This is a genomic window from Streptomyces sp. NPDC007025 (assembly GCF_042869455.1).
In the GTDB taxonomy this organism is placed as follows: domain Bacteria; phylum Actinomycetota; class Actinomycetes; order Streptomycetales; family Streptomycetaceae; genus Streptomyces.
The window spans coordinates 65,400-89,138 of record NZ_JBIAFT010000008.1 but is presented as its reverse complement, the minus strand read 5'-3'; the positions used below and the strand labels follow the sequence as shown (position 1 = coordinate 89,138).

Annotated in this window: 20 protein-coding genes, 1 tRNA gene and 1 pseudogene; 6 read left to right on the top strand and 16 right to left on the bottom strand. The window is 69.0% G+C overall.

Annotation, left to right across the window (positions count from 1 at the left end; translation table 11 throughout):
* Positions 1-299 precede the first annotated feature (299 nt).
* Positions 300-764 (bottom strand): GatB/YqeY domain-containing protein, encoded by a 465-nt coding sequence (locus tag ACFYMO_RS17105; RefSeq protein WP_366773344.1) that lies wholly within the window; start codon positions 762-764, stop codon positions 300-302.
* A 228-nt stretch (positions 765-992) separates the two neighbouring features.
* On the opposite strand from ACFYMO_RS17105, the gene ACFYMO_RS17100 reads away from it, so the two are divergent.
* Together ACFYMO_RS17100 and ACFYMO_RS17095 are read left to right on the top strand one after the other, a co-directional pair.
* Positions 993-1,937, top strand: a complete 945-nt coding sequence (locus ACFYMO_RS17100; protein ID WP_388547137.1) for a metallophosphoesterase — start codon at positions 993-995, stop codon at positions 1,935-1,937.
* Positions 1,938-2,041: 104 nt separating this feature from the next.
* Positions 2,042-2,115, top strand: a tRNA-Pro gene (locus ACFYMO_RS17095).
* A 74-nt stretch (positions 2,116-2,189) separates the two neighbouring features.
* Here the strand turns inward: ACFYMO_RS17095 and xerC are convergent.
* The 11 genes from xerC to ACFYMO_RS17040 all read right to left on the bottom strand — a co-directional run bounded on the left by xerC (position 2,190) and on the right by ACFYMO_RS17040 (position 10,166).
* Positions 2,190-3,497 carry a tyrosine recombinase XerC gene (xerC, locus tag ACFYMO_RS17090; RefSeq protein WP_388547134.1) on the bottom strand — a complete coding sequence of 436 codons (1,308 nt, stop codon included), beginning with the start codon at positions 3,495-3,497 and terminating at the stop codon, positions 2,190-2,192.
* Entirely contained in the window at positions 3,485-3,715 is a 231-nt protein-coding gene (locus ACFYMO_RS17085; RefSeq protein WP_388547131.1) for an excisionase family DNA-binding protein, read from the bottom strand. The genes xerC and ACFYMO_RS17085 overlap by 13 nt, the downstream gene beginning before the upstream one ends.
* Positions 3,712-5,022: a replication initiator gene (locus ACFYMO_RS17080; protein WP_388547403.1), complete on the bottom strand. Its 1,311-nt coding sequence runs from the start codon at positions 5,020-5,022 to the stop codon at positions 3,712-3,714. The genes ACFYMO_RS17085 and ACFYMO_RS17080 overlap by 4 nt, the downstream gene beginning before the upstream one ends.
* A 158-nt stretch (positions 5,023-5,180) precedes the next feature.
* Complete coding sequence (locus ACFYMO_RS17075; RefSeq protein ID WP_388547128.1) at positions 5,181-5,474, bottom strand: hypothetical protein; 294 nt, start codon at positions 5,472-5,474, stop codon at positions 5,181-5,183.
* Between the two features lie 14 nt (positions 5,475-5,488).
* The gene (locus tag ACFYMO_RS17070; protein WP_027760578.1) at positions 5,489-5,683 is read right to left on the bottom strand and encodes a hypothetical protein; all 195 of its coding nucleotides are present in this window, start codon (positions 5,681-5,683) and stop codon (positions 5,489-5,491) included.
* Positions 5,684-5,696: 13 nt separating this feature from the next.
* A complete protein-coding gene (locus ACFYMO_RS17065) occupies positions 5,697-5,888 on the bottom strand; it encodes a mobile element transfer protein (RefSeq protein WP_112494254.1) in 192 nt (63 codons plus the stop codon).
* A 20-nt stretch (positions 5,889-5,908) separates the two neighbouring features.
* A complete protein-coding gene (locus tag ACFYMO_RS17060) occupies positions 5,909-6,535 on the bottom strand; it encodes a DUF2637 domain-containing protein (RefSeq protein ID WP_388547124.1) in 627 nt (208 codons plus the stop codon).
* Between the two features lie 87 nt (positions 6,536-6,622).
* Entirely contained in the window at positions 6,623-7,969 is a 1,347-nt protein-coding gene (locus ACFYMO_RS17055) for an FtsK/SpoIIIE domain-containing protein (protein ID WP_388547121.1), read from the bottom strand.
* 2 nt (positions 7,970-7,971) lie between these two features.
* The gene (locus ACFYMO_RS17050) at positions 7,972-8,322 is read right to left on the bottom strand and encodes a hypothetical protein (RefSeq protein WP_388547118.1); all 351 of its coding nucleotides are present in this window, start codon (positions 8,320-8,322) and stop codon (positions 7,972-7,974) included.
* 313 nt (positions 8,323-8,635) lie between these two features.
* Positions 8,636-9,862: a helix-turn-helix domain-containing protein gene (locus ACFYMO_RS17045; RefSeq protein WP_388547115.1), complete on the bottom strand. Its 1,227-nt coding sequence runs from the start codon at positions 9,860-9,862 to the stop codon at positions 8,636-8,638.
* Entirely contained in the window at positions 9,852-10,166 is a 315-nt protein-coding gene (locus tag ACFYMO_RS17040) for a putative quinol monooxygenase (protein ID WP_276478579.1), read from the bottom strand. The genes ACFYMO_RS17045 and ACFYMO_RS17040 overlap by 11 nt, the downstream gene beginning before the upstream one ends.
* A gap of 230 nt (positions 10,167-10,396) precedes the next feature.
* Between ACFYMO_RS17040 and ACFYMO_RS17035 the strand changes: the two genes are divergently transcribed.
* The gene (locus ACFYMO_RS17035) at positions 10,397-10,810 is read left to right on the top strand and encodes a hypothetical protein (protein ID WP_388547112.1); all 414 of its coding nucleotides are present in this window, start codon (positions 10,397-10,399) and stop codon (positions 10,808-10,810) included.
* A complete protein-coding gene (locus tag ACFYMO_RS17030) occupies positions 10,807-11,202 on the top strand; it encodes a hypothetical protein (protein ID WP_074998823.1) in 396 nt (131 codons plus the stop codon). Before ACFYMO_RS17035 ends, ACFYMO_RS17030 begins: the two co-directional genes overlap by 4 nt.
* A 622-nt stretch (positions 11,203-11,824) precedes the next feature.
* Here ACFYMO_RS17030 and ACFYMO_RS17025 read toward each other — a convergent pair.
* The 3 genes and pseudogenes from ACFYMO_RS17025 to ACFYMO_RS17015 form a co-directional block, all read right to left on the bottom strand.
* Positions 11,825-12,235 carry a hypothetical protein gene (locus ACFYMO_RS17025; protein ID WP_388547109.1) on the bottom strand — a complete coding sequence of 137 codons (411 nt, stop codon included), beginning with the start codon at positions 12,233-12,235 and terminating at the stop codon, positions 11,825-11,827.
* Positions 12,236-12,875: 640 nt separating this feature from the next.
* Positions 12,876-13,502: pseudogene (locus tag ACFYMO_RS17020) on the bottom strand (tyrosine-type recombinase/integrase); the annotation flags it as partial.
* 211 nt (positions 13,503-13,713) lie between these two features.
* Positions 13,714-14,766, bottom strand: coding sequence for a DUF3800 domain-containing protein (locus ACFYMO_RS17015; protein WP_388547106.1), 1,053 nt, complete (start codon positions 14,764-14,766; stop codon positions 13,714-13,716).
* Between the two features lie 2,253 nt (positions 14,767-17,019).
* On the opposite strand from ACFYMO_RS17015, the gene ACFYMO_RS17010 reads away from it, so the two are divergent.
* Positions 17,020-17,853, top strand: a complete 834-nt coding sequence (locus ACFYMO_RS17010; RefSeq protein ID WP_388547103.1) for a PIG-L family deacetylase — start codon at positions 17,020-17,022, stop codon at positions 17,851-17,853.
* A 162-nt stretch (positions 17,854-18,015) separates the two neighbouring features.
* Positions 18,016-19,785, top strand: a complete 1,770-nt coding sequence (locus ACFYMO_RS17005; protein ID WP_388547100.1) for a hypothetical protein — start codon at positions 18,016-18,018, stop codon at positions 19,783-19,785.
* Between the two features lie 153 nt (positions 19,786-19,938).
* On the opposite strand, the gene ACFYMO_RS17000 is transcribed toward ACFYMO_RS17005, so the two are convergent.
* Positions 19,939-23,574: a DUF4132 domain-containing protein gene (locus tag ACFYMO_RS17000; RefSeq protein ID WP_388547097.1), complete on the bottom strand. Its 3,636-nt coding sequence runs from the start codon at positions 23,572-23,574 to the stop codon at positions 19,939-19,941.
* Positions 23,575-23,739: the final 165 nt, after the last annotated feature.

Sequence of the window (23,739 nt, the reverse complement as noted above, 5' to 3'; positions counted from 1 at the left end):
GTTCCGGTACGGGACGCGGGCTCGCGCGGCGCGGGTGGCGAGTCCGGTACGCACCGCGGCCGCCCGGGGTCGGACCGGCTCCGGGCAGGACGGCGACTCAGACGGACACTCCGCACCGGACCCGCCGACAGGCCATGAGGAAGGGGCACCCTCCTGCGGAGGGTGCCCCTTCCGGTACAGGGCGCCGCTTACGTCGTCGGCATGCTGCTGGTCGTACCAAAGAGCCGCCCGACCGGCACAGCAGCCCGGGCCCACCGGCAGGCAACCAGGCCCCCGCCCCCAGGCCACACCGCCCCGAGCTAGCCCGCTAGCCGCTTCTTGACCGCCGCGGCGACCCGGCCGCCCTCGGCACGGCCCGCGACCTTCGGATTCACGACCTTCATGACGGCCCCCATCGCCCTGGGCCCCTCGGCACCGGCCGCCCGGGCCTCCTCGACGGCCTCGGCGACCAGCACGTCCAGCTCCTCGTCCGTGAGCTGCTCGGGCAGGTAGTCCGCAAGCACCTCGCCCTCGGCCCGCTCCCGCTCAGCCTGCTCGGTACGGCCCCCGTCCGCGAACGCCTCGGCCGCCTCCCGCCGCTTCTTCGCCTCGCGGGTGATCACCTTCTGCACCTCGTCGTCGGAGAGCTCGCGCGCACTCGTACCGGCGACCTCCTCCTTCGTGATCGCGGCAAGGGTCATCCGGAGAGTGGCGGAACGGAGCTCGTCGCGCTCCTTGATCGCTGCGGTCAGGTCGTCCTGCAGCCGGGACTTGAGCGTGGTCATGGGGCCAGTGTGCCAGCACACGGCCGCCGAGCGCCGGGGATATCCGGGCGGCCGCACCCCTCCCGGGCCCCAGCCGGGCCCGCGGCGGGGCCGACGGCGAGGAACCCGGCGAAGACCCCGCGAGGCCCGAGGGCAAAGCCACGGCCGTTCCGCCAGGGAGGGGCACCCCGCCGGGAGCGGCACCTCGCAGCACCGCGACCCCGCCTGCCGGTCTGCGACCATGGGGCCATGCGCGCGCGATACCGGATCCCCCTCAAGACAGCCCTCGGCATCACGGCACTCGGCGCGGCGTGCGTCGGGTACGCGGCCGGTGTGGAAGTCCGCTCGTTCCGCCTGCGACGGGTCTCGGTGCCCGTCCTGCCCCCCGGCATGCATCCGCTGCGCGTCCTGCAGGTCTCCGACATCCACATGGTCAGCGGCCAGCGGAAGAAACAGCGGTGGCTGCAGGAGCTGGCCGGCCTGCGGCCGGACTTCGTGATCAACACCGGCGACAACCTCTCCGACCCCGAAGCCGTACCCGAAGTCCTCGACGCCCTCGGCCCGTTGATGGAGTACCCGGGCGCCTACGTCTTCGGCTCGAACGACTACTACGGCCCCAGGCTGCGCAACCCCGCCAAGTACCTCATGGAGAAGACGTCCGGCAAGCACGGCCTGAACGGCAATCCGCCCGCAGTCGGCGTCGTCCACAACCCGTGGGAGGAGCTGCGCGACGCCTTCGACTCGGTCGGCTGGGCCGGCCTCTCCAACACCAGGGGCCGCATCAAGCTGGACGGCGGCCAGGAGATCGCGCTGACCGGACTGGACGACCCGCACATCAAGCGGGACCGCTACGGGGAGGTCGCCGGAGGCCCCGAACCGGACGCGGACCTCTCCCTCGCCGTCGTCCACGCGCCCTACCTGCGCGTCCTCGACGCCTTCACCGCCGAGCGCTATCCGCTGATCCTGGCCGGCCACACGCACGGCGGCCAACTCTGCGTCCCCTTCTACGGCGCGCTCGTCACCAACTGCGACATCGACACCGACCGGGTCAAGGGCCTCTCCACCCACCGCGCGGCCGGGCACGAGTCATACCTGCACGTCAGCGCGGGATGCGGAGCCAGCCGCTACACCCCGGTCCGCTTCGCCTGTCCCCCGGAAGCGACCCTCCTCACCCTCACCCCCCGCGAGAACTGACCCCACGCCCCCTCCCCGGACCGCTTCCCGGCCCGGGACGGACCTCCCCGCGAAACCCGATTTCGCCTCAGCGCTCCCCTGGGCTAAAGTAGTCGTCGTTGCTTCGGGGTGTAGCGCAGCTTGGCAGCGCGCTTCGTTCGGGACGAAGAGGTCGTGGGTTCAAATCCCGCCACCCCGACACAGGTCAGAGGCCCATTCGCGTGATCGCGAATGGGCCTCTGTCGTGCGTACAGCAGCGGAGTACAGCAACCGCTACGACTCCCGCTGATCTTCTCCGGCCGACCCCTCGTCCCCCTCCCCCGGCTGCGGCTCCTGGGAGCTCTGGCCCCCGAGGGCCGTGCCGAGCTTCCGCAGCGCCCGCCGCGTCTCGGCCGAGGGCACGTGCGTGTAGACCTCCATCGTGACCGCGATCTCGGAGTGCCGAAGGATCTGCATCGCGATGCGCGGATGGACGTCCAGCGCCGCCAGGAGCGAGGCACAGGTGTGCCGGGTGTCATGGACCCTGATCACCCGCACATCGGCCCGGCCGCAACGCCGCTCGAATTCCCGCGTGAAATTCCGGGGCTCGATCGGTGTGCCGTAGCGAGTGGTGAAGACGAAATCCGAGTCGTTCCACAGCTCGCCGGCAGCCCGCTCGGCCGACTGCTGAGCTTCCTTCCGCGCCTTGAGAGCCGCGATACACACGTCGGGAAAAGGCAGCACCGCCTCTGACGCCTCGGTCTTCGCGACGTCCGAGTGAAGAAGCTGACGGCGCACCCGCTGGAGCTGGTGAGCGATGCGCAGCTCACCGCTGTCGAAGTTCACATCCGACCAGGTGAGGCCCAGCACCTCCCCCTTGCGCAGGCCCAGGACGAGCACCAGGACGTACGCGGCGTACAGGTAGTCGCCCTCGGCTTCCGCCCGCTCCAGAAAGTGGCACGCCTCCTCCACCGACCAGGGGTCCGGACGCTTGCGCCGAGGCCGCTTGACCTTGATCAGTTGGGCCACGTTCTTGGCGATCAGCTCCTCCACGACGGCGTTGCCGAGAGCGCTGCGGAGGACCGTGCGGGCATCGTTCACCGATCGAGCCGAGAGCGTCTTGCCGCAGCACCGCCCCTTCTCCTTCGCACAGCAGCGACGACGCTTCTCCGGGCGCGCAGCATCCTTCCCCTGAGCGCAGCACTGGCAGGTAGCGGCCAGCCGGTTCAACCAGGTCCGGAGGTCCCGCACGGTCAGCCGATCGAGCCGCTTGCCACCGAGGTACGGAACGATGTGGAGACGGGTGATCGTCTCGTACGTCGCGGCAGTAAGCGGCCGGAGATTGGGCTCCACCACCTCCCGCTGCCAGTACGTGAGGTACTGCTCCAGCGTCGGAACCTTGGTCGCCACCGGCCCCTTGGTCGCCTCGGCGTGGAGCTTCACCCACTTCTCGTGGACTTCCGGACGAGTCTTCCCGTAGACGTACTTGCGCTTGCGTTTGCCGTCCGGGGTGGTGACCCAGACGTATGCGGCGAAGCCGCCGTTGCGGTACGGGTAGATCGAACCTTCGCCGTTGCCCCGCTTGCCACTCACGCGGTCCACCCCCAGCGGTCGTCGCCGGCTTCGGCTTCCTCGGCACAGCGGTTCACGTACTCGTCCACCCAGGCCGGGAGAACGCGGCGGTTACGGCCGACCTTGACGGAGCGGATCTCTCCGGTGAGGACGAGCATCTTGGTCTTGGAGAGCCCGAAGCCGAGCATGGCGGCAACTTCGGCCGTGGTGTGCCACTTGGGCGTAATGGTGGTCGTGGTCGCCGTCATCGGGCGGCGTCTCCTTCCGCAGTGGGGATTGTTGGGGTATCGGCGAGGGACGCGGCCAGCCACTCCTCCGTGGCGGTGAGGCCGGTTCCGGCGTAGGCCCAGTGGGCGAGGACGAGGGTTGTCGTCTCGTCTGCGTCGCCCACAGACTGTGAGTCTTCGCCGCGTGCGATGGCGGCCTGGAACCGTCGCCACTCGGCGCGGGCGGTGCGGAGGGCGCCGAGGGTGGTGGAGTAGCGACGGGTTTTGGTGGAGAAGTGGCCCCGGAAACCGAGCATGTGGGCCCAGGCGCGCAGGCGAAGGTGGGTGAGGTCTTTGCGTGCGCCCAGGGCCCAGGCGGTGCGGATGAGGCGTTCGGCATGCTGCGGGAGGTTGAGGGTGGCCAGTTCGGCGATGAAGCGCAGGCGGCGGTCGAGGGTGCCGGTGGCTGTCTCGGCGCCTTTGGTGGCGTACTTGGCGATGTAGGCCGCAACGGCGCGGTCGGTGAGTGCTTGGTCGCCGTCGAGGTCGGTGCCGTGGATGGTGCGGATGTCGAGCTGGGTGCCGAAGGCGAACGTGTGGATGCGGCCGTCGAGGACGGGGCCGGGCACGACGGCTCGGGATGCGGCGGCGCGGATGGCGTCGCCCAACAGTCCGGCGGATGCCCAGTGCGGGGGACGCGAGTCTCCGCCTGCCGGGCCGTCGAGCCGGATGACGGCATGGAAGTGCACGGCGCCCCGCTTCTGGTACTCGGCGACCTTCGCGAAGGACACCCGAGCGCGCTCGGGAAGCTCCCGTTGGGTCAGGCCCGCGCGGCGTGCGATCTCGCGACGGAGGTGGATGGTGAAGCGGCGCCACAGCATGCCCGCGTGGGCGTTCCAGAGCACCGCGGATTCGTAGTCGTACCGCTCCGGGTCCAGCGGCGACCCGAGCGCCGGATCATCGGCAGCGTGGCGCCGGCCGCAGCGGCAGGCACGGGTGCCGGGCCGGTTGTGGACCGGACCGAAGCTCGGCGCGGTGAACGTCGCGAACACGCGCGGGTGCGAGGTGACTTCTTCCGGGGTGCCTTTGCCGCCGCGTAGTCCGGCGGTGATCAGGTGGAAGGTGTCACGGCGGTAGGTCTCCGCGCAGGCCGCACAGCGGGTGGTGCGGCGATTGCCGCAGCGGACCAGGAGATCACCCGCGGGCAGGTCGCCTGAGTCGAGGCGCCGCAGGGCCGGGCCGATTTCGCCGGTGGTGGTGTCTACCTGGTGTTCGGTGCGGTGGCCGGCCAGGCGGATGGGGTGGGTGCAGCCGCCCAGTCCGGAGAGCTGGCGGAGAATGCCGGGCAGGGAGCCGGACGCGGCGAGGTTTGCCAGGTCGGTGAGCGGGGCGGGGGTGGTGCGCGCGATGATGGTGCTTCTCCTTCTCTGACCTACGGGGTGGGGGAAGGGGCCGGGCTGCCGGGGCGGTGGATGCTTGGCGGTATCGAGACCGCCCCGGTAGCCACTCAGCGGTGGTGGTGGATGCCGCCGCTGCGGGAGCCGAGGAGCGACCGCAGCACGAGCGCGGCCACGGCAACAGACACGGCCGTGACGACGACGGCGGCCAGGAGCGCGACGAGGACCACACCGCCGACGATCACGGCCGCGACGGCTCCCGAACCGACCGAGGGAAACGCGCGCTGCGGCGTCGGGGCGACGGGTGCGGAGTGCTGGCAGCCGCAGGCCGGGGCATGCACCTGCTGGGCGGTCGTGGGCAGGTTCGGGTTGGGAGTCTCGGGAAGCTGGGGGCGCAGAAACATCGGCTTTCCTCCTGTCAGTCGTGGGTGCCGTTGACGGTTTCGACTCCGGTGCGGGTGCCGTTGTCGATGGCGGGGGCGAGGAAGGTGTCGGCGAGGTAGAAGCCGAACAGGGCGATCACCACGACGAGCCAGACACGGACGCCGAGGAACTTCACAGCGCCCCACACCAGCAGGCCCAGGACGACGACCAGGGGCAGGTTCACGGACACGGGAAGCCTCCTTTCAGCGGACGGGGCAGCGGTGGGTGCGGGCAGCCAGCTCGGCGGCGGCGCGCGAGTCGTAGTCGGCGGAGAAGCCGCAGCGCGGGGCAGTACAGGCAGCGGTGTGCTTCTCACGTCCACGGCCGTCGTGGGCGGTGCCGACCTGTACGGGGCCGATGCGGATCACGGAGCGGAAGCGGCGATTGAGCGGCATGACGGGTCCTCCAGTTCGGGTCAGGTGAGCTGGGCTGCGATCTGGTCGGCGAGCGGTGCGGGGACGCCGAGGCGAGCGCGAAGGGTCGGGGTGTCGATGGGTGTGCCGGTGCGTTCCTCGTGAGCGGTGGCGAGCTTGCGCGCGTGCTCAACCAGGGCTGCCGGAACGGACGTGGTGGACGACGCGGGGAGCTCCGGCGCAGCCGGTGCCGATGGGGCGTCGGGTACTGGCTCTGCGCTCTCGGGGCCGGTCGACTGCTCGGCGGTCGGCTCGGCCGAGGGCGCGTTCGTGGTGTGGGCGAGGAGGGTGCCGCCGAGGAAGGCCAGCGCAGGCCACCCGGCGACGAGGATGCGCAGCCAGTCGGGAACGTCGCCCAGGTCCAGGAGCCCGGCGGTGGCGATGTTGGCGCCCAGGGAGGCGGCCAGGGCGACGAGGAACCAGCACCAGCCCGCAGCCCGGTCCCGTCCCGAGCGCAGCCGACGCCAGGCAGCGACCAACAGCAGATCGACCGACACGGGGTAGGCCCAGGCTTTCCAACCGTCCTGACCCGCAGCCGAGGCCAGGTCATGCAGGTGGGCAAAGGACAGCGCAGCAGCGATGACCGCCTGGACGAGCACGGCATCGACGCGGGCGAGGTAGGCGCGCATGGATGGCACCTCCTTTCTGATTTCGGCATGGGAGGGGTAAGGACTTGGCGCGAGATGGACGCGCCGGCCGAATCGGAGAGCGGAAGATCAGGCGGTGGCGGGCCGCGGCTTGGTCAGCGAGGCAGGCCGGAACGGCTTGAGCGCGGGCAGGTCCGGCACCAGGTGCGCGGTCCGCTCACACGCGGCAGCAGCGTCGGCCAGGGACAGGTAGGGGGTGCGGATGCGCGACCAGCCGCCGGAGGTGTCACCCACGACGGCCAGGCCGGGGCGTTCAGGGGCGATGGTGCACGCGGCGCCGACCGCTTCGGGGGCGATATCGCCCAGCGCCATCTTTGCCGAGGGCTCATCGTTCACGCGGTGGCAGACCCGCCCGGAGAGCTGGGCGCGGAGCATGGTGGCGCCCTTGCCCAGCTCGGCCCCGAAGCGTTGCCCGCACACCTCCAGATAGATCCCCGCAGCCCGCCCGAGCTGCGCGAGCCGGATCAACTGGGTGACCATCTCATCCCGCCGCTCCTCATCCTTCCGCGAAGCGACGAGGAACAGTTCGGCCACCTCGTCCACGAACAGCACGATCGGTACGGGGCGTTCGCTCTCGGGCAGGCCCCACACGTCCGAGGTGATCTCCTCATCCGGCGTGGACGGAGCGATGCCCTGGCGGGCGCGGATGAGGTCGTAGCGGTCCTCCATCTCCTGTACGAGCGTGGGCAGCAGCTCGGCGGCCTGCCCCGCGTCGGTCGCCAACACGGACAGCCGAGAGGCGAAGGGCGCCAGCTCCACACCTCGCTTGCAGTCGATGCCGGCCAGCGCGACCGGCATTCCGGCGAGCCCGGTGATCAGGTGCCGCAGGTACATCGACTTGCCCGACAGCGTGGCCCCCAGCACCAGCTCATGCGGAATGGCGCGGTAGTCGCGGACGAAGGCGGTTGCGTCCTCCCGCAGCGCCACCGGCACCCGCAGGAACCCGCCACCCGCCCTACGAGGCATCCGAACCCGCCGCAGGACGTCGAAGCCGACCAGCCGCAGTTCGACCACACCGGGCTTGACCGGCTGCACGTAGACGCCATGCACACCCCACGCGTGCCGCAGCCGCTCAGCCGAGGCAGCCACGTCGGCCGGCTCCTGCCCAGGAGCGAGCCGCAGACGTATCCGCAGGCCGGTCGAGGTCGGCCGCAGCATCCCCCGACGAGGAGGCACCGGCCGCACCTCACGACGAGTCGCAGCCCGCACAGCCAACGCCCGCAGACGGGACGGCTGCACCGTCAGCCCGCACGAATCCATGACCGACCCATACGAACCCACCAGCCGCACAGCCGAAGCAGGCATGCCCACGGCCGACCAGTACGCGGCAGGGTGCCGGGCCCGGAGGTAGGCGGCACCAGCACCCAGACCGGCCACCGGGCCGCCCACCTCCACCAGCGTCATCAACTCGGACACGGTCAGGCCCCCACACCCGCCGGAACAGCACCCGGGGCAACAGCGGCAGCCCGGTAGGCGATGCCATGGCGCTGCTGCCCGTTGAACACCGAATCCCACGGCCGAGCCACCAGACCCGGCAACGACACCGGGGAACCGAGGGCGAGCCCGTCCGTCACACCGCTCTCCGGAACGGTCACGTGGATCAGCGAGGACTCGCCCTCATCGATGTAGACGACGCCGACCTTCATCAGCGACTCACCGCTGGTGGCGTCCTTCGCGATCTCGCCCGTCTGGCGGTCCCGCACCTTCGGCGCGGGGATCTCGGTCAGCAGGACGGTCGCGGTGGACGTGTCAATACGGATCGTTCGCACGACGCAGTACTCCCTTTGCGATTGCCCCATTTCGGGGCATAAGACAACAAATAGTCACGCAACGGGAGGTTGACCGCTTACCGACTGGGCGCGATACGCTTCGAGAAGCGTTGATGCCAACGACGCACCCGGCCTGAGTGGGCTGCCTCCCGCTCAGGCCACATCTCTTCTGTGGCCTCCGAAGCGCATCGGTGCGGGTCTGCCTTCCCGCGTCGGTGCGCTTTCGCATGCCAACACCCCCTGCCCTGCTGGTTGCAGAGGGGCATGTTGACGCTCACCACAGTAACCCGTACTCCAAGTACTGTCTAGTACTTCACGTACTAGTCCGCACTTCTTGTACGCCCAGCTCGTTGGCCAGCCCTCTGAGCTGGTCGGATGGTGGCTGGCTCATGGTCAGCAGGTCCGAAACGAGCTGCTTGACCAGAGGCATGGCGCGCACCATCTCCGGTGACAGTTCGCGCGCCTTGAGCAGCGCTTCGACCGCGGGTCCGACCTGTCGCCGCTGGGCTTGCGCTCTGGCGATGTCGAGGTTGAAGCGCGTCTGACGCTCCGAGGAGAGCGCGGAGGCGTCAATGTCCCGTGCGGCTCGCAACGCGACGCCGGCGTCGCCGAGGTCCACCGCCACCGAGACCTCATGCAGGCCGACGTTCGTCGGCCCGAACTCGGTGTTGTAGTCGTTGCGCCCCTCTCCGACTTGCTGCGCCATGGACCGGGCTTCGCTCAGGAAGTCGTACGCGGCGTCAGCGTCATTCAGGCGTGCGGCGGCGACAGCTCGCTGAAGTGTCAGAGCGCCGCGAAGGGCCACCGCCGCAGCCTCCCCGGAGTCCGCGAGGGGGCGGAGTGCGTCGGCGGCGGTGCCGGAGGCTTGCGCTGCCTGTTCGAAGTGGCGGGCCCCGAGGAAGACGATGGACAACCGGAACTCCCCGGCCGCCATCAGGAGCGGATCATCAGCGCGCTCGGCAGCGACCACGGCGCGGTCAACCGCGATCCATGCCGCTTCCGCTTCGCCCATGTTGGCCAGGGCGCCGCTGCACGTGTGGTACATGGCGGCCATCAGCCGGAAGAGCTGCGGACGCTGCTCTTCGGGGCCGGACCGCACGGCTCCCTCCAGAGAGGGGACCAGATCTTCCAGCAGTTCCGCCAAGTCCGCGTAGTTCCCGCCGTGCGCAAGGGACCATGCCCGGTCGACCTGGGCGCTCAGCGCGGGGACATCCGGGGGTTCGTGCCGGCCGAGGATGGCGGTCAGGGAGTGCGCGGCGCTCAGCACCAGGCGAAGCCGGTTGGCACCTGGGGGCTCGCCGTCTGCGACCGAGGCGACGATCGGAGCCTCGGCGGCCAGTTCCCCCACCGGAAGGTCGAGGGCGTCGGCGACCTTCTCCAGTACCGTCATGCGGTCGATCCGGCGCACTCCGCGTTCCACCTGGGAGACCCACGCTTCTGAACGCTCCAGGAGCCGGGCGAACTCCTTCTGGGACAGGCCGCGACGTTTGCGATTGAAGGCGATTTTCCGGCCGAGCGCCTTCGCGTACTCAGTGCTCAACGTCGACGCCCTTGCCGGACGTGAGGTCCAAACGGTCCACCTGAACATCGGCTACGTACAGGTCCCGCTGAGCGAGGAACGTCTGGACGTAGTCCTGCGACTCGTGAGCCTCGAAAGCGCCCCGGTCGCGGTAGAGCTCGTAGAAGATCCGTTCCAGTGGCCGGCCGTCTACGCGGTGAACCGCGTAGATCAGCGTGCCCGGCTCGTTCTCCTTGATCAATTCCCCAGTGCGCGAGACCAGGGCATCGAATTGTGCCGCGGCGTCCTCGTCCTTGCACGTGAAGCGCACCATCAGCCCGAACATGCGTTCTCCCTTCGCTGATCACTCGTCTCGGCACCACACCTCAGCGTGAACCGTATGCGGCGATAACCCGCACGAAAAGTACGATCCCGCATTTGCGCTATCCGCACACGGGGTACGGTGCTGGTACTAATTGTACGGCCGTGGCTCCTTCGCGTCAGCCGTACCCCAGCTTTGCCGTGCAAACGTGCAGGTCACCCCAGGGAGGGCCGATGTCACGCAACCTCCGAAGCTTGATCGTTTCGACGCACCCATTTCCGCACCAGGCACTCAAACATCAGAGCTGCACAGCGCCCCCTCAGCCAGCAAGCTTCCGCCGGCATCGCTCCGGCAGCGCGACACCGAAGCGCGCCTACCACTGCGAAGCAGCCGCCTACGCGCCGGCAACGGGCCGGTCCTTCGCGCTCGGGACATGCTCGGCACCCACTCCACGGCTGGCCCTGCGCTGGCTGCTCAACCGGGCGGGCCACATCGCAGACCAGCTCGACACCCCCGCAGCCAAGCCCGTACTCCACTGGCTCGGCGACCAAGCCGAGCACGAGCACGCACTCTCACTCCTGACGAGGGGCGAGACCTACACCTTCACCGTCTTCGACGACACCACCCGGTACGCCCTGTCCGCCCGCGCCACCAGGAGCGCACGATGAGCCCCGCAACCCTCACCCGGCACGGCTACTGGTGCGAATGCTGGACCCAGAGCCCGGCAACCGGAACCGCCCCCGCCCTACTCGGCTCCTTCGACGCCACCACCCCGCGGCAAGCCATCCACTGGGTACGCACCAGCCTGCTCACCATCGCACCCGCCCTGGACGACGAGCCCTACCGCCAAGCCCGCTACTGGGTGACAGACGGACAGACACACTCAGCCCAAGCACTGCACCACGGGCGCTCCTTCAGCCTCACGCTCACCCAGCACAGCACCCGCATCGCTTGGACTGCACGACCGGTCTCCTACCTGCCCCTACTCCACCGCCAGGGCAGGCAACTCCCGACCTGCGCCTACGAATTCGCACCCAGGCCACGAACCAGTCGCGCGTAACAACTTTCTCTACGACTTCAAGGCGGCCCGCTGACGCGGGCCGCGCGCGCTGGCGGCCCGTGGCCGCCGCCCGCCCTTGTCTACGCCAAGCGGGCGCCGCCCCCGGACCGCTCAGCGCGCAGACCAGCGCAGCAACCCGCCAGCCCAGCAAGGAAGTCTGGAATGTTGCAGCCTTCGCGACTCGGCTAATCAGCGAGCGCACACCAGCAGCAGCACGACCAGAGCGCGACGCCGATCAGCGCAGTACTGCGGGGACAGAACGCCGGGCAGGTCCTTGGCGCGGCGCCCAGGTCCCGTCGCCGTCTGCGGGCCGGTCCCGCCATCCTCAGGTGGCCGGCCGGGGCTGCGCGGAGGCGCCTGCGGGTCAAAGATGAGGATCTTGGAAGCGTGGCTGATGCCGGTGGGTGGCTGAGGGGGCACACGTGCGGGTGCTCGGGCGTCTTTCCCACCATCGGGGCTGACTTTCCCCACTTGAGGCACCAGGGCTACCGATCCAAGAGGGCGCCGTCGTGGCCGGGGCGATCGCTCACGGGTTGAGGTAGCCACTTTGGAGCAAGCTACCGGGGCCCGATCGGGCACTACGTGGGCAGGCCGGGGCTACTCGAACCGTGGCGCTCTGAGATCACGAACCTTGCTCCCAAATCGTCACTTTCAGCTTCATGACAGCACCCCCGCGCGGAGCCGAAACTACCTGCATAGAAGCCGTGCGTCCTTCGCCGGTCGCGATGCAAAACCGCTGCCCTGGCGCTACGTCCTCAAGGCGTTCGCTCAGGTTCCGATTCAGGGCTCGGGTGCACTCTGCTCCTGTGGGATCGGAAGATGAGGATGGAAGGGGCGCGAGCACATCGGCTGCGCGCGGCCCCAAGAAGTCGATGTCCTCAAGCGTCCCACCGATACTGGGAGCGCTTGCCAGGACGTCCGCACCTCGGTCACTGTCCATAATCATCGGTTTTCCAGCATCAAGATCTACATTGATGCTGGAGTCCTTGCTGAAGTCGATCGCGAAGTTGCTCGGGCCGAACACTCTCTTCATCTGCGCCTGCTTGCTGGACTCCGGCTTCCTCTCGGGAGCTGATCCCCCATCCGTTCCACCTGCGTCTGCTGGCGCTGTTGCCCCGTCGGATTTGGCTGGCTCACTGACGTAGAGGGTGACAAGGATGCCCAGAACCGGGACGACGATCCCCACAACCCACCAGGCCCACCGGGGTTGCCCTTGCCCGTCTGGACTCGGGGGTGCTGGAGGCCGGACTGATGTTCGACCCCGGTTACTGTCATGCATCACTCTCGTTCCCCCAGAACGCGACCTCGGAAGCTCCCGACCGATCACCTTATGAGCGCCCGCGAAACCTAGCCACCGAATCCCGTGGAATCATGTCCGAGCGCCGTGAACGTTGGGTAGGCGCACCATAGTTCCGCCTCGACCCTCCGCCGACCGCGAGGGCAGGCTTCCGGCCGTGCCACAACGTGCCAGAACATGCGGGAAACCACGGTGAACAGCGGCACGAGAGGCAGCGACAGCCTAGCCGCTTCAGGAGGCATTGCAGCAGGTCAGGACCGCCTTCCGCCCTAAACGATCAGTGATTCCCAAGCTCAGAGCGGGTTCGATTCCCGTCGCCCGCTCCACGACGAAGACCCAGGTCAGCGACCTGAGTCTTGTTTGTTGTCGGGGCGGGTTACGTGTCCCGTGCCCGTTGCGTGCCCGATGGTGGCGGGGCCGTCCTGCTCCCGTCGGTCCGTGCCCGACGAGCCTGTACATAGGCGTCGATGCCGTCGGCCACCTCACGCTGCCGGTCGTCGTTCGAGTGCTGGTACCGCAGCGCCGCCTTCTCCGAGGACTGGCCGGCTCGGACCATGGTGTCCTTCAAGGTGGCGCCCGACCGCGTCGAGATCGTGTGGCCCGTGTGACGTAGATCGTAGAAACGAAAGGTGGTCGGCAGGCCCACTTTCTCTCGCGCCTTCCGCCACTTCCGCCCGAAGGAGGACCGCCGGAACGGGGCGCCCTTCTCCCCCACGAACAACAACCCATCGGGTTCCTTCTCGGCGAACAGCTCCAGGTGCAACCGCAGCTCCGGCTCCACGAACGCGGGCAGCGCGATGAACCGTTTCCCGGCCGCCGACTTCGTATCGCCAGGAGCGCGGCGGCCGGTGCACAGCTCCGGCTCGGCCGTACGAATCCAGACGCCGACGCGGACCAGATCCACATCCGGCCGCCGCAGCGCCGCTTGTTCCTCCGGCCGGGCAGGCCCATACGCCTGGATGTAGACCATCAGCCGCCAGCGGGGGCCCAGGGCATCAGCGAGGCGACGCCCCCCGACCGCTATTGCTGCTCAGGGGCCATTCACGTGCGGAGGCGGTGGGATTTGAACCCACGGAGACATCGCTGCCTCGACGGTTGTCAAGGTCAGCCCCTGCATCACGGTAGCCGGCCTGACCAGTGAGGACAGTGTGGCAGCGGCCACCTCCGAAAGCATTTGCCCGCGGATTCTGAGGACGATGGAGAGATCCAGAGGTTCATCTAGCTGCGGGGTCGGCGCTTGATCCGTCAAGGAACGGGAGGACGGCAGGCCACAGTTCCCGACCAGCTTCCGAAGGCGCACTCCCCGCGCGGTGTTCGGCAGCGACTCGTACAGCGCCGGCTACAAGGTCGGCCAACTGGATCGAGGGGTGGATCGCCGAGGTTCCTCGGACCAGGGCCCGAAGGTCGACCGGGCGTTGCCTCGTCGACGGTGTTGCACCCCAGCCTTTGCGCACAACCTGCGCAATGTCTGCCAAACCGTCGTCAGTGAGGGCTTTCTGTTCGTCGGTCAGCACGCTCACCTGACCAAGTTGCGCGCCTCCCCAGCGAGCTGCCTGAGCCACGGAGGACACCAGCAGCTCCAGCAGGGGATGCGACCCGGCGCCGTCATGCAGCGTCATCGCCTCGGGCCGGGTACTACGCAACATCATCAAGATGTCAGTGACGTTGCGACGAGTCGAGGATTTCCATGCGTCTTCTACGTGGGCGAAGAACTCCTCACGCGCGTGATGTTTGCCCCGACCACGACGGGAAGCGAACGCAACGAACGCGGACATGAGCCGCTCGAACCCCTCGTCGCCCAGCGCCCGGCGGCCGTACCGCGCCAGAGTTCTCGCCAGCTCCTTGGCATGGTGATCGATATGAAGGTCGATCCCTGCCGCGTAGGCCTGCTCCTCAAGCAGCAAGTCAACGACCTTGGCGACCGCGGCGTACTCCTTGTCGAATATGAACGCCCAGCACCGACCCTCCAGCGGGCCCCCCTCCATCCACAGCCGACGCAGCGCCTCGCGCCGGGGCGGGCGGTCCTTGAACGCCGCAAACTTGAGCTCCGGGGCCTTGACTCGTGTCTCCATGCGCAGCTCCTCGGTGATCCAGCCAGCCTCAGAGTCGTCAATCGCGACAGCGGCATAGACGAAGTAACGGCCACGCCCCATGAGCTGCTCCCCGTCCCACCCGGACTCGTCACAGGCGATCCAGCGCCCGGCAGCAGGGCTGTCATCTGTTGGATCGAGCTGGTTGTATGCGGATGCATCCGCTGTGAGCGACATGAGCTGATTCTTGCCCAGTCTGCCTCTCCGGGGGCCAGTTCGAGACTCGGCAGCGACGGCGTGCCAGTCCGTCTCTGCGTCCATGCGCCCCACAGCAGCACGCCAGGCTCAGCTTTGGGCGATGATGGACTGCCGCACGACAGTGCACCAGATGACCAGAAGGGGCGGTCAAGGCGGGAGGGCACGGGTGCGTGCTGTGGAGGAAGCCCCATCGTGGTGTCGTCGCAGCTCAGCGGGCCAACTGGCGCGATCGGCACGGTGATCCCCAAGCTCAGGTCTGTACCCGCTGGGCGCCCTGCCCGAGTGTCGATGGCAGTCGCTGTTACAAGTGCGAGGGGCCTGTGCCCAGTAGCTGCAGAGTTCTGTCGAGCGTGGAGGCGACGGACCACGCGGCGGCGGGCTGCTCCCCCTACACAGGTTAATGTGACACACGTCACGCAGCGCGCGTGAGTCGAATGATCGAGCTGACGGGCTATCAACAGCGGGGCACTGCACGTGACTTGATTGAGCCGCGCCTTGTGACTCTTAAGACTATACATGCTCTGACCTGCGGAAATGAACACTTTCGTGTCAGCCTCCGCTACTCAGATTGCGCTATAGGCTGAGAACGTCCAGCGAACCGGCGTGCGGCTTGCAGGGCGTCCGCCTTGGGCGGCCGTCGCTGTGGCGGTCGCTCTGAATGCAGTACGGCGGCCATGTTGGACAGGAGAGTTATGTCGACCGGTACAAGTCGCGAGGCAGCAGACGACGAGGAGTCGGAACAGCCTGGGGCGGACCGGGAGACCCGCAGTATCCGCAAGAAGGCCATTGAGGCATCCCTCCAAGCGGCGGCCAGCGCAGCAACCTCCGCTCTCGGAGAGTTAGCCGGAAGGGCCCTTGCAAAGCTGCTCGGCCTTTGATGCCGTGAAGCATCGCGGCCCCAGGTGCGGACACACCCAGGGCCGACGTATTGCGGGATGACTCCCAGCCAGCGAGGCCCCGGATGTCGTTGCTCAGGCACTGGGGCCTCGCTCTTCTCGCGTCCTGCATGCAAAATGCTCTGCGATAGACGCCATTCAACCGTACCCGGCCGCCCGGCCGGGCGGCCAGCCGGATCACTGCTCCGCGACTCCCGGCGCCGTTCCTGATCCATCGGCTTCGATCTGTCGACGAGACAAGCACACGCCAGTTGCTCTACGACTCGAGCGAAGGCCAGCGCCACCACACACTTGCGCCGGCAGACGGCAGGAGACCGCTTATGTACAGCAGCGAAGTACAGCAACCCCCGCAACCACACGCGGTCCGCACCAGCCGCCAACGCCCCGCCACAGGCCCCGGCCGACCCCACCGACCACCCCGCCCGTAGTTCGGGACGAAGAGGTCGTGGGTTCAAATCCCGCCACCCCGACAGAGGAAACACCAGGTCAGGGGCCTGATCCGCATCGCGGGTCGGGCCCCTGAGTGGTTGTGGGAGCCGAACTCGGGACACGGCCCCCCGGTGGCACGCGGAGAGCGGCAGGCACATCCATGACCGCGGCGGGGATCCGGAGCCTGACCGCCGCGGGGCCTCGGCGACCGCCTTGTGCAAGTGGGCGTCGACCAGGCTGAGGTTGTCGGAGATCACGACGACTACCGGCCCGGCCCCAGGCAGCCCGTCCGGGCTTACGTGGAGAAGGGTGTGACGGGAGGTGGGCCGCATGCGTCAGCCGAGGTCGGACAGAGTGTCGCCGCTCCGCTCGGCGAGCTCACCGTCGTCACCGGCCAGATGACGCGGGGCGACCCAGTACACCGGGTCCGGCAGATCTGGTCGGGAACGGTCGCTTGAATGGTGCGGAAGCAGGGGCGCCTCCGTGGGCTCGCAAGGTGGAACACTGGCTCCAGGGTCACTGGCATCGCCTCGTTGACCAGGCCCTCCGGCAAGGTGTTGCAGGTTGACGTGGCTGCGCAGCTGCTCACCAGTAGTCCCGGTTTCGGGATCTTGCCTGCCTGCGGCGAACCGGTGGATAGACGGGCATACGGGGTCTCAGGTTTCGCATCGGAATCTCACGCCTGGTGCCGGATGGACGTCGGATCCGATCTGGCGCCGAGACGTGCCGCCGCGCCGGGAACAGCGGGGCCGGCCGGCGCTGTTGCATCGTCCGAGGGACCGGCACCGCACGGGCGGGGATCTCGGAGACCACAGGGTCGTCTGCGCCGACAGGATCCGGTCCGCGGGATCGCGGTACGCCCGCCGCGCACTCGAACCGAGACGTATTTCTGCAGGAGGACTGCTTGATGATTGACCGGCCGTTGACGCTCATGGCGGTGCACGCCCACCCCGACGACGAGGCCACCGGGACCGGAGGGGTCCTCGCGCGGTACGCGGCGGAAGGCATCCGCACGGTTCTCGTGACGTGTACCGACGGCGGTTGCGGTGACGGACCGGAGGGGGTCAAGCCGGGCGACCCCGGGCACGATCCGGCGGCCGTCGCTTCGATGCGCCGTCAAGAACTCCAGGACAGTTGCGATGTCCTGAAGATCAGTGATCTGGAGATGCTGGAGTATGCCGACTCCGGGATGATGGGCTGGCCGAGCAATGACGCTCCCGGATCCTTCTGGCAGACCCCGGTGGAGGAAGGCGCGGCCCGGCTCGCGGAGCTCATGCGGCACTACCAGCCGGATGTGGTCGTCACCTACGACGAGAACGGCTTCTACGGCCATCCCGATCACATCCAGGCTCATCGCATCACGATGGCGGCACTGGAGATGACCGCGCTGACACCGAAGGTGTACTGGACCACGATGCCTCGCTCGGGGATGCAGCGGTTCGAGGAGATCATGCGCGAGCTTCATCCGGACATGCCGGAGCCGGATCCTTCCGAGTCTGCTGCGATGGCCGAGATCGGCCTCCCCGACGATGAGATCACCACGTGGGTGGACACCACCGCGTTCAGCGGTCAGAAGTTCGACGCGCTGGCCGCGCACGCCAGTCAGGGCGAGAACATTTTCTTCCTCAGGATGGGCAAGGAGAGGTTCGGCGAGTTGATGGGCATGGAGACCTTCGTACGTGTCCAGGACGCCACCGGCGCGGCCGTGCCCGAGAACGATCTCTTCGCCGGACTGCGCTGACCCACTCGTCCGGAGCAGAGCCCTGGGGAGCTCAGCCGACACCGGCAAGTACCGGTGCAGTTCGGCGGATTCGGGCTGAACCGCAGGCGCTGAGCCATAGACTTCGGCAGTCAACGCCGAAGAGGTCCGGCCGTTGCACGCGCCCGCGGGGGAGGAGATCGCATGCAGGACCCTTCGAACTCGATGGAGATCGTCGAGCCTGAGGAGAACGGTCGGAGCGATACCGCCGACTCGTCTGTTGTGGACGAGTCGATGTCCGACTCGGACATCGACTCGACGACGGGGTCGACGGCCCTGGTGGAGGTGCTCCCGGGGGTGGCTGTCGTCGCCGGTGGGGTCCCGCCGGAGCTGAAGTCCGATCTGATCGACTTCGGGATCGTGCCGGCTGCCGACCGCCGGCAGATCTCAGCCGTCCTGGCCTCGATCGGGAACGCGGCGACCGTGGTCGGCAATCTCGGAAACGCGTTCGCCGGCGTGCAGGGGCTCTACAGGATCGATGCCACGACACAGGCCCTGCTGAACAGCGGCGCGACGCTCGCCGTCAAGGACGGCGGGAACATCGGAGCGGTGATGGCTGGTGGCCGCGTCGTGCATCAGACCCGGTTCTACTCCGTGAATGCGGTGAGCAAGGCGCAGACCGCGGCGTCGATCGGGCCGGCGCTGGCCATGGTCGGCCTGCAGATGATGCTGAATGAGGTCTCGGGCCTCGTCAGGACCAACCTCGCGGTGACAAGTCAGGTCCTCACCACCATCCGCAGGGATCAGTGGGCCGAACTGACGGGGCTCGTCGCCGCCATCGATCGCGCGGTCGACCAGGCGCGAGAGATCGAATCGGTTCCGACGTCCTTGTGGGAGGACGTCGCGGGCAGTGGGGCGCTGCTGCAGAAGCAGCTTGAGCTCTATGAGGGGAACGTCCGCGACCACGTCGGGCAGATCGATCGGGCCGACGCACGCAGCCACCGTGAGTATCTGCAGACGAACGCCGAGGCGATCGCCTTCGACGCCCATGCCCTCCTGTCCTCCCTCAAGGCATGGACCGGGTATCACGCACTCCGCGCCGCAAGAGCGAGAGCCGCTGGACGCGAAGACGCGGCCGAGGCGCAGTACGCCGAGGTCATCGCGCGCGACACCCGCGCGGAGTTCGACTCGGCGCTCGCCGAGTCGACGCGTCTCGTCGACGCGCTGACACGGGAGCTGCGGATCACCGCCGAACTCCCCGGACCCGACGCATGGCCGATGCCGGGGAAGCGGAAGGACGTGAAGGCAGCCCGCGAAACCTCCGCCCGCCTACTGGAGGCGATCGAGCCGCTGGCCGACGCTCTCCATCCGCCGGCCCCTCCGGTCGAGGCCCCGGACATCGTCTGCGCACCCGAATCGCTGGATCTCAAGCCGTACCTTCGCATCCTGCGATGGCTCCTCGAGGACGGTGAGACCCTGCGTGCCCTCGGCTTCCCCGAGCAGCTCGACGCCCTCGGTCCCGTTTCCGCGCTCCTCGGCGGAGCGAAGGAGAAGTTGGCGGCAGCGTGGGACAAGGCTGCGGCAAAGACACTGGTCGCCGTCACGGATCGCCGGATCATCACGGCCAAGACGAACGCGTTCCTTGAGCAAGCCGAGATCCGTCAAGACCTCCCGGTCGACCGAGTGCGATACGTCCGCGCAACGACCACACAGGACAGAAGCGCGCGCTTGGCGATCGACCTCATCACGCGCGACGAGAACATCCCGTGGCTCTTCCACCCTGACATCGACGACACTCAAGTGGGCGCCCTCGCCGCTGTGCTGGCCGAGTCGATGACGCTCCCGGACGATGAACGCGATGAGCTGCAACGGCGACGCCACGCCCCCATCGAGGCGGGCAAGAAGATCGACAGCACTGACACGAGGTCTACCGAACCGACTGGATCCGAAGCCGCGCCCTGCGATGTCGAGTAGTCGCCGAGCCGATTGACCAGTTCGTGGCTGGGGCCGACAGCGAAGCGGCCACCGCGCCTTGCGAAAGCTGGAGCACGCCGTGACGCAGACGCACTCTTGCTCAAGGCCTACGAGAACTGTTCCGTTGGGGAGTCGGGACGTTGTATCCGGGGGCTACCTCGTGACCAGCTCCGTGAGGTCGGCCAGCAGCTCCGATGTGGTCACCGGGTCGAGCTCGGCGAAGGCGGGCCGGGACGGCTCTCCGGACGGCGTCCACGCGCTGGGCTGGTCGGTCAGCCCTATGTGTTCCAGCGACTGCTCGGTGGAGGCGTCGACGGCGCCGATGATGAACCCCTCCGACGGGCTGACGACGATCCAGCGGTTCTTCGCGACCGGTTTGGACAGTTGGCCTTGGTAGCCGGCGAACATCGGCTCGTCGCGCTGCCAGCCGCGGCGTTCCAGGCCGAGCAGTTTGGCGGTCGGGACGGTGATGTTCTCGAACCGCTCCAGGTGGTCGGCGGCTGCCTCGTCGTCGGTGAGCCGGTGGACGGCGCGGTCGAGTTGGGGGAAGGGCTGCTGGATCTCGTGGTCGGCGAATCTCTGCTGCCACCCCGTCAGGTCCCCGGCCAGGTGGAGCGGGTGTGCCAGTCGTACGGAGGCGTCCTCGGGCAGCGTGAAGTGCTCGTCGCGTGCGTCGGCGAGGCTGCGGTCCTCCCTGACCCGGAATGCCGTCGCCGCGTCGGCGCCGCCGACGACAGGGGTGCCGTACAGGGCGCTCTCCGGTGTCCCGGCCGGGACGGACAGCCACACCAGTCGCCGCACCAGATGCCACACCAGCGGGTGGGAGACGAACAGCTCGCGGAACTCGCCGGCCGTCCAGCTGCGGCTCGCGACCATCGCGGTTTCGAGTCGGCGCACCTGGTCCGAGGCCACCGTCCGCACGTCCTTCTTCAGCGCCGTGAACCGTTTGCGTTCCGCTGCCGCCAGTTCGGCCTCGTCGTGGGCACCCGGTTGGGGCAGGCTCTTGCGCCGCTTCCCGTGCTGGTCCAGGACGTACGGCCGCAACTGCTCGTCGAAGCCCACGGTGAAGTGCCGGGGTCCGTAGTCGACGACGGTCGAGCCGTCGGCGTCCAGCCCGAAGTCCGGCACCAGCCGGTCGGCGAGTTCCTCACCGGACAGGCCCCGATCGGCTGCCAGTTGTCGGAGCTTCTCTTCGGCGCGCGCCCTGAGGGCCTTGAACTTCACCCGCTGGGCGATCCCGTGCAGATGCATCAGGGCGACGTCGCTGCCGATGGCCGCCAGGACGTCCAGGCCCTCCACGGCCCTCTTGTGCGCTCCCTCGCCGGGCCAGTTGCGCAGGACCGGTGTCAGCCGGCGCACTGTGTCGTCGTCGCCGAGCCACCCCAGGGCGTGCAGCGCCCAGCTCTCCTTGGGCGGCATGCCGGCCATCCGCCACTGCTCGAAGACGGACCAGACGAAGTCGGTCAGCGACTCCGGATCGCACGCCTCCTTCACCACCTCCACGCCCGTGTAGACCGCGCCCGGCCGGGAGATGGCCAGCATGGTCAGCAGATGACCGACCGACTCGTCCGGCAAGGGCGAGGTCCGGTCACGCAGCAGCACGCGCGGCAGCAGCCGAGGGTCGGCCCAGGCGGCCGGCTCCGGCATCTTCGGCGGCAGCGCGAGTTCCCTGCTGTCGGCCGACAGCAGGTCACGGACGACTGCCACCGCCTCGGGGCCGTGGCAGTCCGCCGCCTCGAGGACGGCATCCTGGCCGTGGGTGGCGGCGACGGCCCGCAGCGCGTGCTCGGCATTGCGGCGGGCGGCGCCCGCGGGGCCGGCGGCGTCGGGCACCAGCAGCGGGACGGCGTCCGTGCCGTGCCGTGCGAACCACGCGCGGGCCGTGGGCGCGACGGACCTCAGCCGTACGAACCAGTCGGCCATCAGCCGGGCGACGGCCTGCCGGCGGTAGGGCAGGAGCAGTTCACCGGCCGCTGCGGGCTCCCGCTCCGCGGCGTGCAGCAGCGGCGGCAGGGCATACTCCTCCCACCGGGCGGCCACCGGTTTCAGTATCTCCACCCACATCCCCTCGGGCGTCCACTGCTCCAGCAACGGGCGGTACGCGTCCGGGCCGTCGGTGAACAGCTCGGCCAGCTGGAAGTTGTCGAGGTCCGGGAACTGCTGGCGTACGGCCTGGAGGTCGGGATACGGCTCGCTCCGCCGTCGTCGGCGCTGCTCGGCTTCCTCGTCGGCGGCCTCCCACACCGCGCGCTCGCCGGGCTGCCACAGCATGCGGGTCTCCTCGTCCGCGACGAGGCCCTTGACGGTTCTCGGTTCCGGGGCCGTCCGTTCCCGGGTCCACGGCGGGCTCACCAGCAGCTCGGGCAGCGCGTCGGCGGACGCGGCCGGGGAAGGGCGCAGCACTTCCCGTACCGCCTCGGCGGCCCTGGGCGGGAACTGGGCGAACCGCGGCTCCAACAGCGCACGGTGGGCGGCGACATGTGCGGTGAGCAACTGGCCCAGCAGGTGGGCGTTGCGCCCCGGCGCCGGCGCCGCCCGGCCGGCCAGGAGACGTGCCGCGCGCACCGGATACCGGCGCGCCGCCTCCAGCAGCGCCGGATGCACCTGCTTGTCGTCCGCGTGGGTCATCAGCAGCTCGAACGCCTCGTCCGTCGGCAACCGGGCCAGGAACCCGGCCAGTTCTTCCGCCGATGCCCCACGGGACGGCGTCCGGTGCCGCCAGATCTGGGCGATCAGCGCGGCGACGGCCGGACCGACGCCCTCGGCGACGGTGGCCGTCGCGGCGAGGCTGCCGTCGTAGGCGGGTACGCCGCCCTCCCGCAGCAGAGTCCGCAGCTGCTCCTCGTCGTTCAGCGACTCGAACAGCATGGCGCGTACGACACGGTCCTCCCGGCCGCTCTCCCCCGGGTCGGCACAGCACTCCGCGACCCAGTCGGTCTCGGTCGGCACCAGGTACGAGACCACGATGCGGCGCCGCGCATCGCCACGGTGCGCGGCCAGGGCGGCCACCACCTCGCGGTAGGTGTCCTCGTCGGCCATGTACAGCAGCGTCCGCACCCGGTCGGCGGCGCCCCGGCGCAGCCACAGCTGGTACTTCGCTTCGCCCTCGGGCAGGACGGCCAGTCGCGTGGTCAGGTCGTGGACCGGGTCCTCGCGGTGGATCCCGAACAGCTCGACCGTGGCACGGGCGGCGAAGGCCAGGCCGTGCCGGAGGGTCCAGGCGTCGACGACGTACTCGTACATCAGCTTCCGGCGGTCGGTGACGACGGCCACGACCGCGGCGCCGACCGGATCCGCCGCCCCCTCCAGACAGCGGCGTGCGGCGGCCGCGAGCTCCGGGTCGATGCCGGCGACGTCCCCGCCGGGGTCCGCTCCGGTCCACGTCTCCTGTCCGGCCGTCGCGAGTCGGCGGTCCCAGGAGTCGAGGGCCGACGCGTGGGGGGCGTAGAGGTAGGGGGCGAAGCCGCCCCTGCGCGGGCGGAGGCTCGGCCGCCAGGCCTCGGGCAGGGTGAAGGAGTCCTCGTCGGCTGCCGCCCCGGCGTCGGTGGCACCACCTTGCTCCGGCGGGTGACCGGTGCCCACGGGCACGTATCCCTCACGTTCCTTCTCCCGCACGGCGTCGGCCATGTACGCCTCCGCAGCCGTCGCCGAGCCGCAGTCCTCGACTCGCGTGCGCCCCGGCGCACCGGCCTCTCCACGACGGATCTTCACCACCGCGCCGTCCGACTCGATCTCCCAGAACGTGCTCGGGCCGTCTTCTTCCCCACTGGCCAACTCCCAGCGCCGCATGGCCGCCCCCTCCTCGGAACCGCACCGACCCAGGCCGGCGCCCTGTGACGAGCTGTTCACGCCACAGGTGATCGACGGGCCTCACAGTAGGTCCGGGCACTGACAACGGCGGTCGGCGCCCGCCCGACGCCCTCCCGGACCGGCCCCGGGGCTCCGGGCCGGGAG

Bases quoted from the DNA above. Each gene is read 5' to 3' on its own strand.
- ACFYMO_RS17010 (WP_388547103.1), top strand. From the start codon at position 17,020: ATGATTGACCGGCCGTTGACGCTCATGGCGGTGCACGCCCACCCCGAC.
- ACFYMO_RS17085 (WP_388547131.1), bottom strand. From the start codon at position 3,715: ATGACGGCGACCACGACCACCATTACGCCCAAGTGGCACACCACGGCC.
- ACFYMO_RS17005 (WP_388547100.1), top strand. From the start codon at position 18,016: ATGCAGGACCCTTCGAACTCGATGGAGATCGTCGAGCCTGAGGAGAAC.
- ACFYMO_RS17000 (WP_388547097.1), bottom strand. From the start codon at position 23,574: ATGCGGCGCTGGGAGTTGGCCAGTGGGGAAGAAGACGGCCCGAGCACG.
- ACFYMO_RS17030 (WP_074998823.1), top strand. From the start codon at position 10,807: ATGAGCCCCGCAACCCTCACCCGGCACGGCTACTGGTGCGAATGCTGG.
- ACFYMO_RS17065 (WP_112494254.1), bottom strand. From the start codon at position 5,888: ATGCCGCTCAATCGCCGCTTCCGCTCCGTGATCCGCATCGGCCCCGTA.
- ACFYMO_RS17025 (WP_388547109.1), bottom strand. From the start codon at position 12,235: ATGAAGAGAGTGTTCGGCCCGAGCAACTTCGCGATCGACTTCAGCAAG.
- ACFYMO_RS17040 (WP_276478579.1), bottom strand. From the start codon at position 10,166: ATGTTCGGGCTGATGGTGCGCTTCACGTGCAAGGACGAGGACGCCGCG.
- ACFYMO_RS17105 (WP_366773344.1), bottom strand. From the start codon at position 764: ATGACCACGCTCAAGTCCCGGCTGCAGGACGACCTGACCGCAGCGATC.
- ACFYMO_RS17060 (WP_388547124.1), bottom strand. From the start codon at position 6,535: ATGCGCGCCTACCTCGCCCGCGTCGATGCCGTGCTCGTCCAGGCGGTC.
- ACFYMO_RS17075 (WP_388547128.1), bottom strand. From the start codon at position 5,474: ATGTTTCTGCGCCCCCAGCTTCCCGAGACTCCCAACCCGAACCTGCCC.
- ACFYMO_RS17015 (WP_388547106.1), bottom strand. From the start codon at position 14,766: ATGTCGCTCACAGCGGATGCATCCGCATACAACCAGCTCGATCCAACA.
- ACFYMO_RS17100 (WP_388547137.1), top strand. From the start codon at position 993: ATGCGCGCGCGATACCGGATCCCCCTCAAGACAGCCCTCGGCATCACG.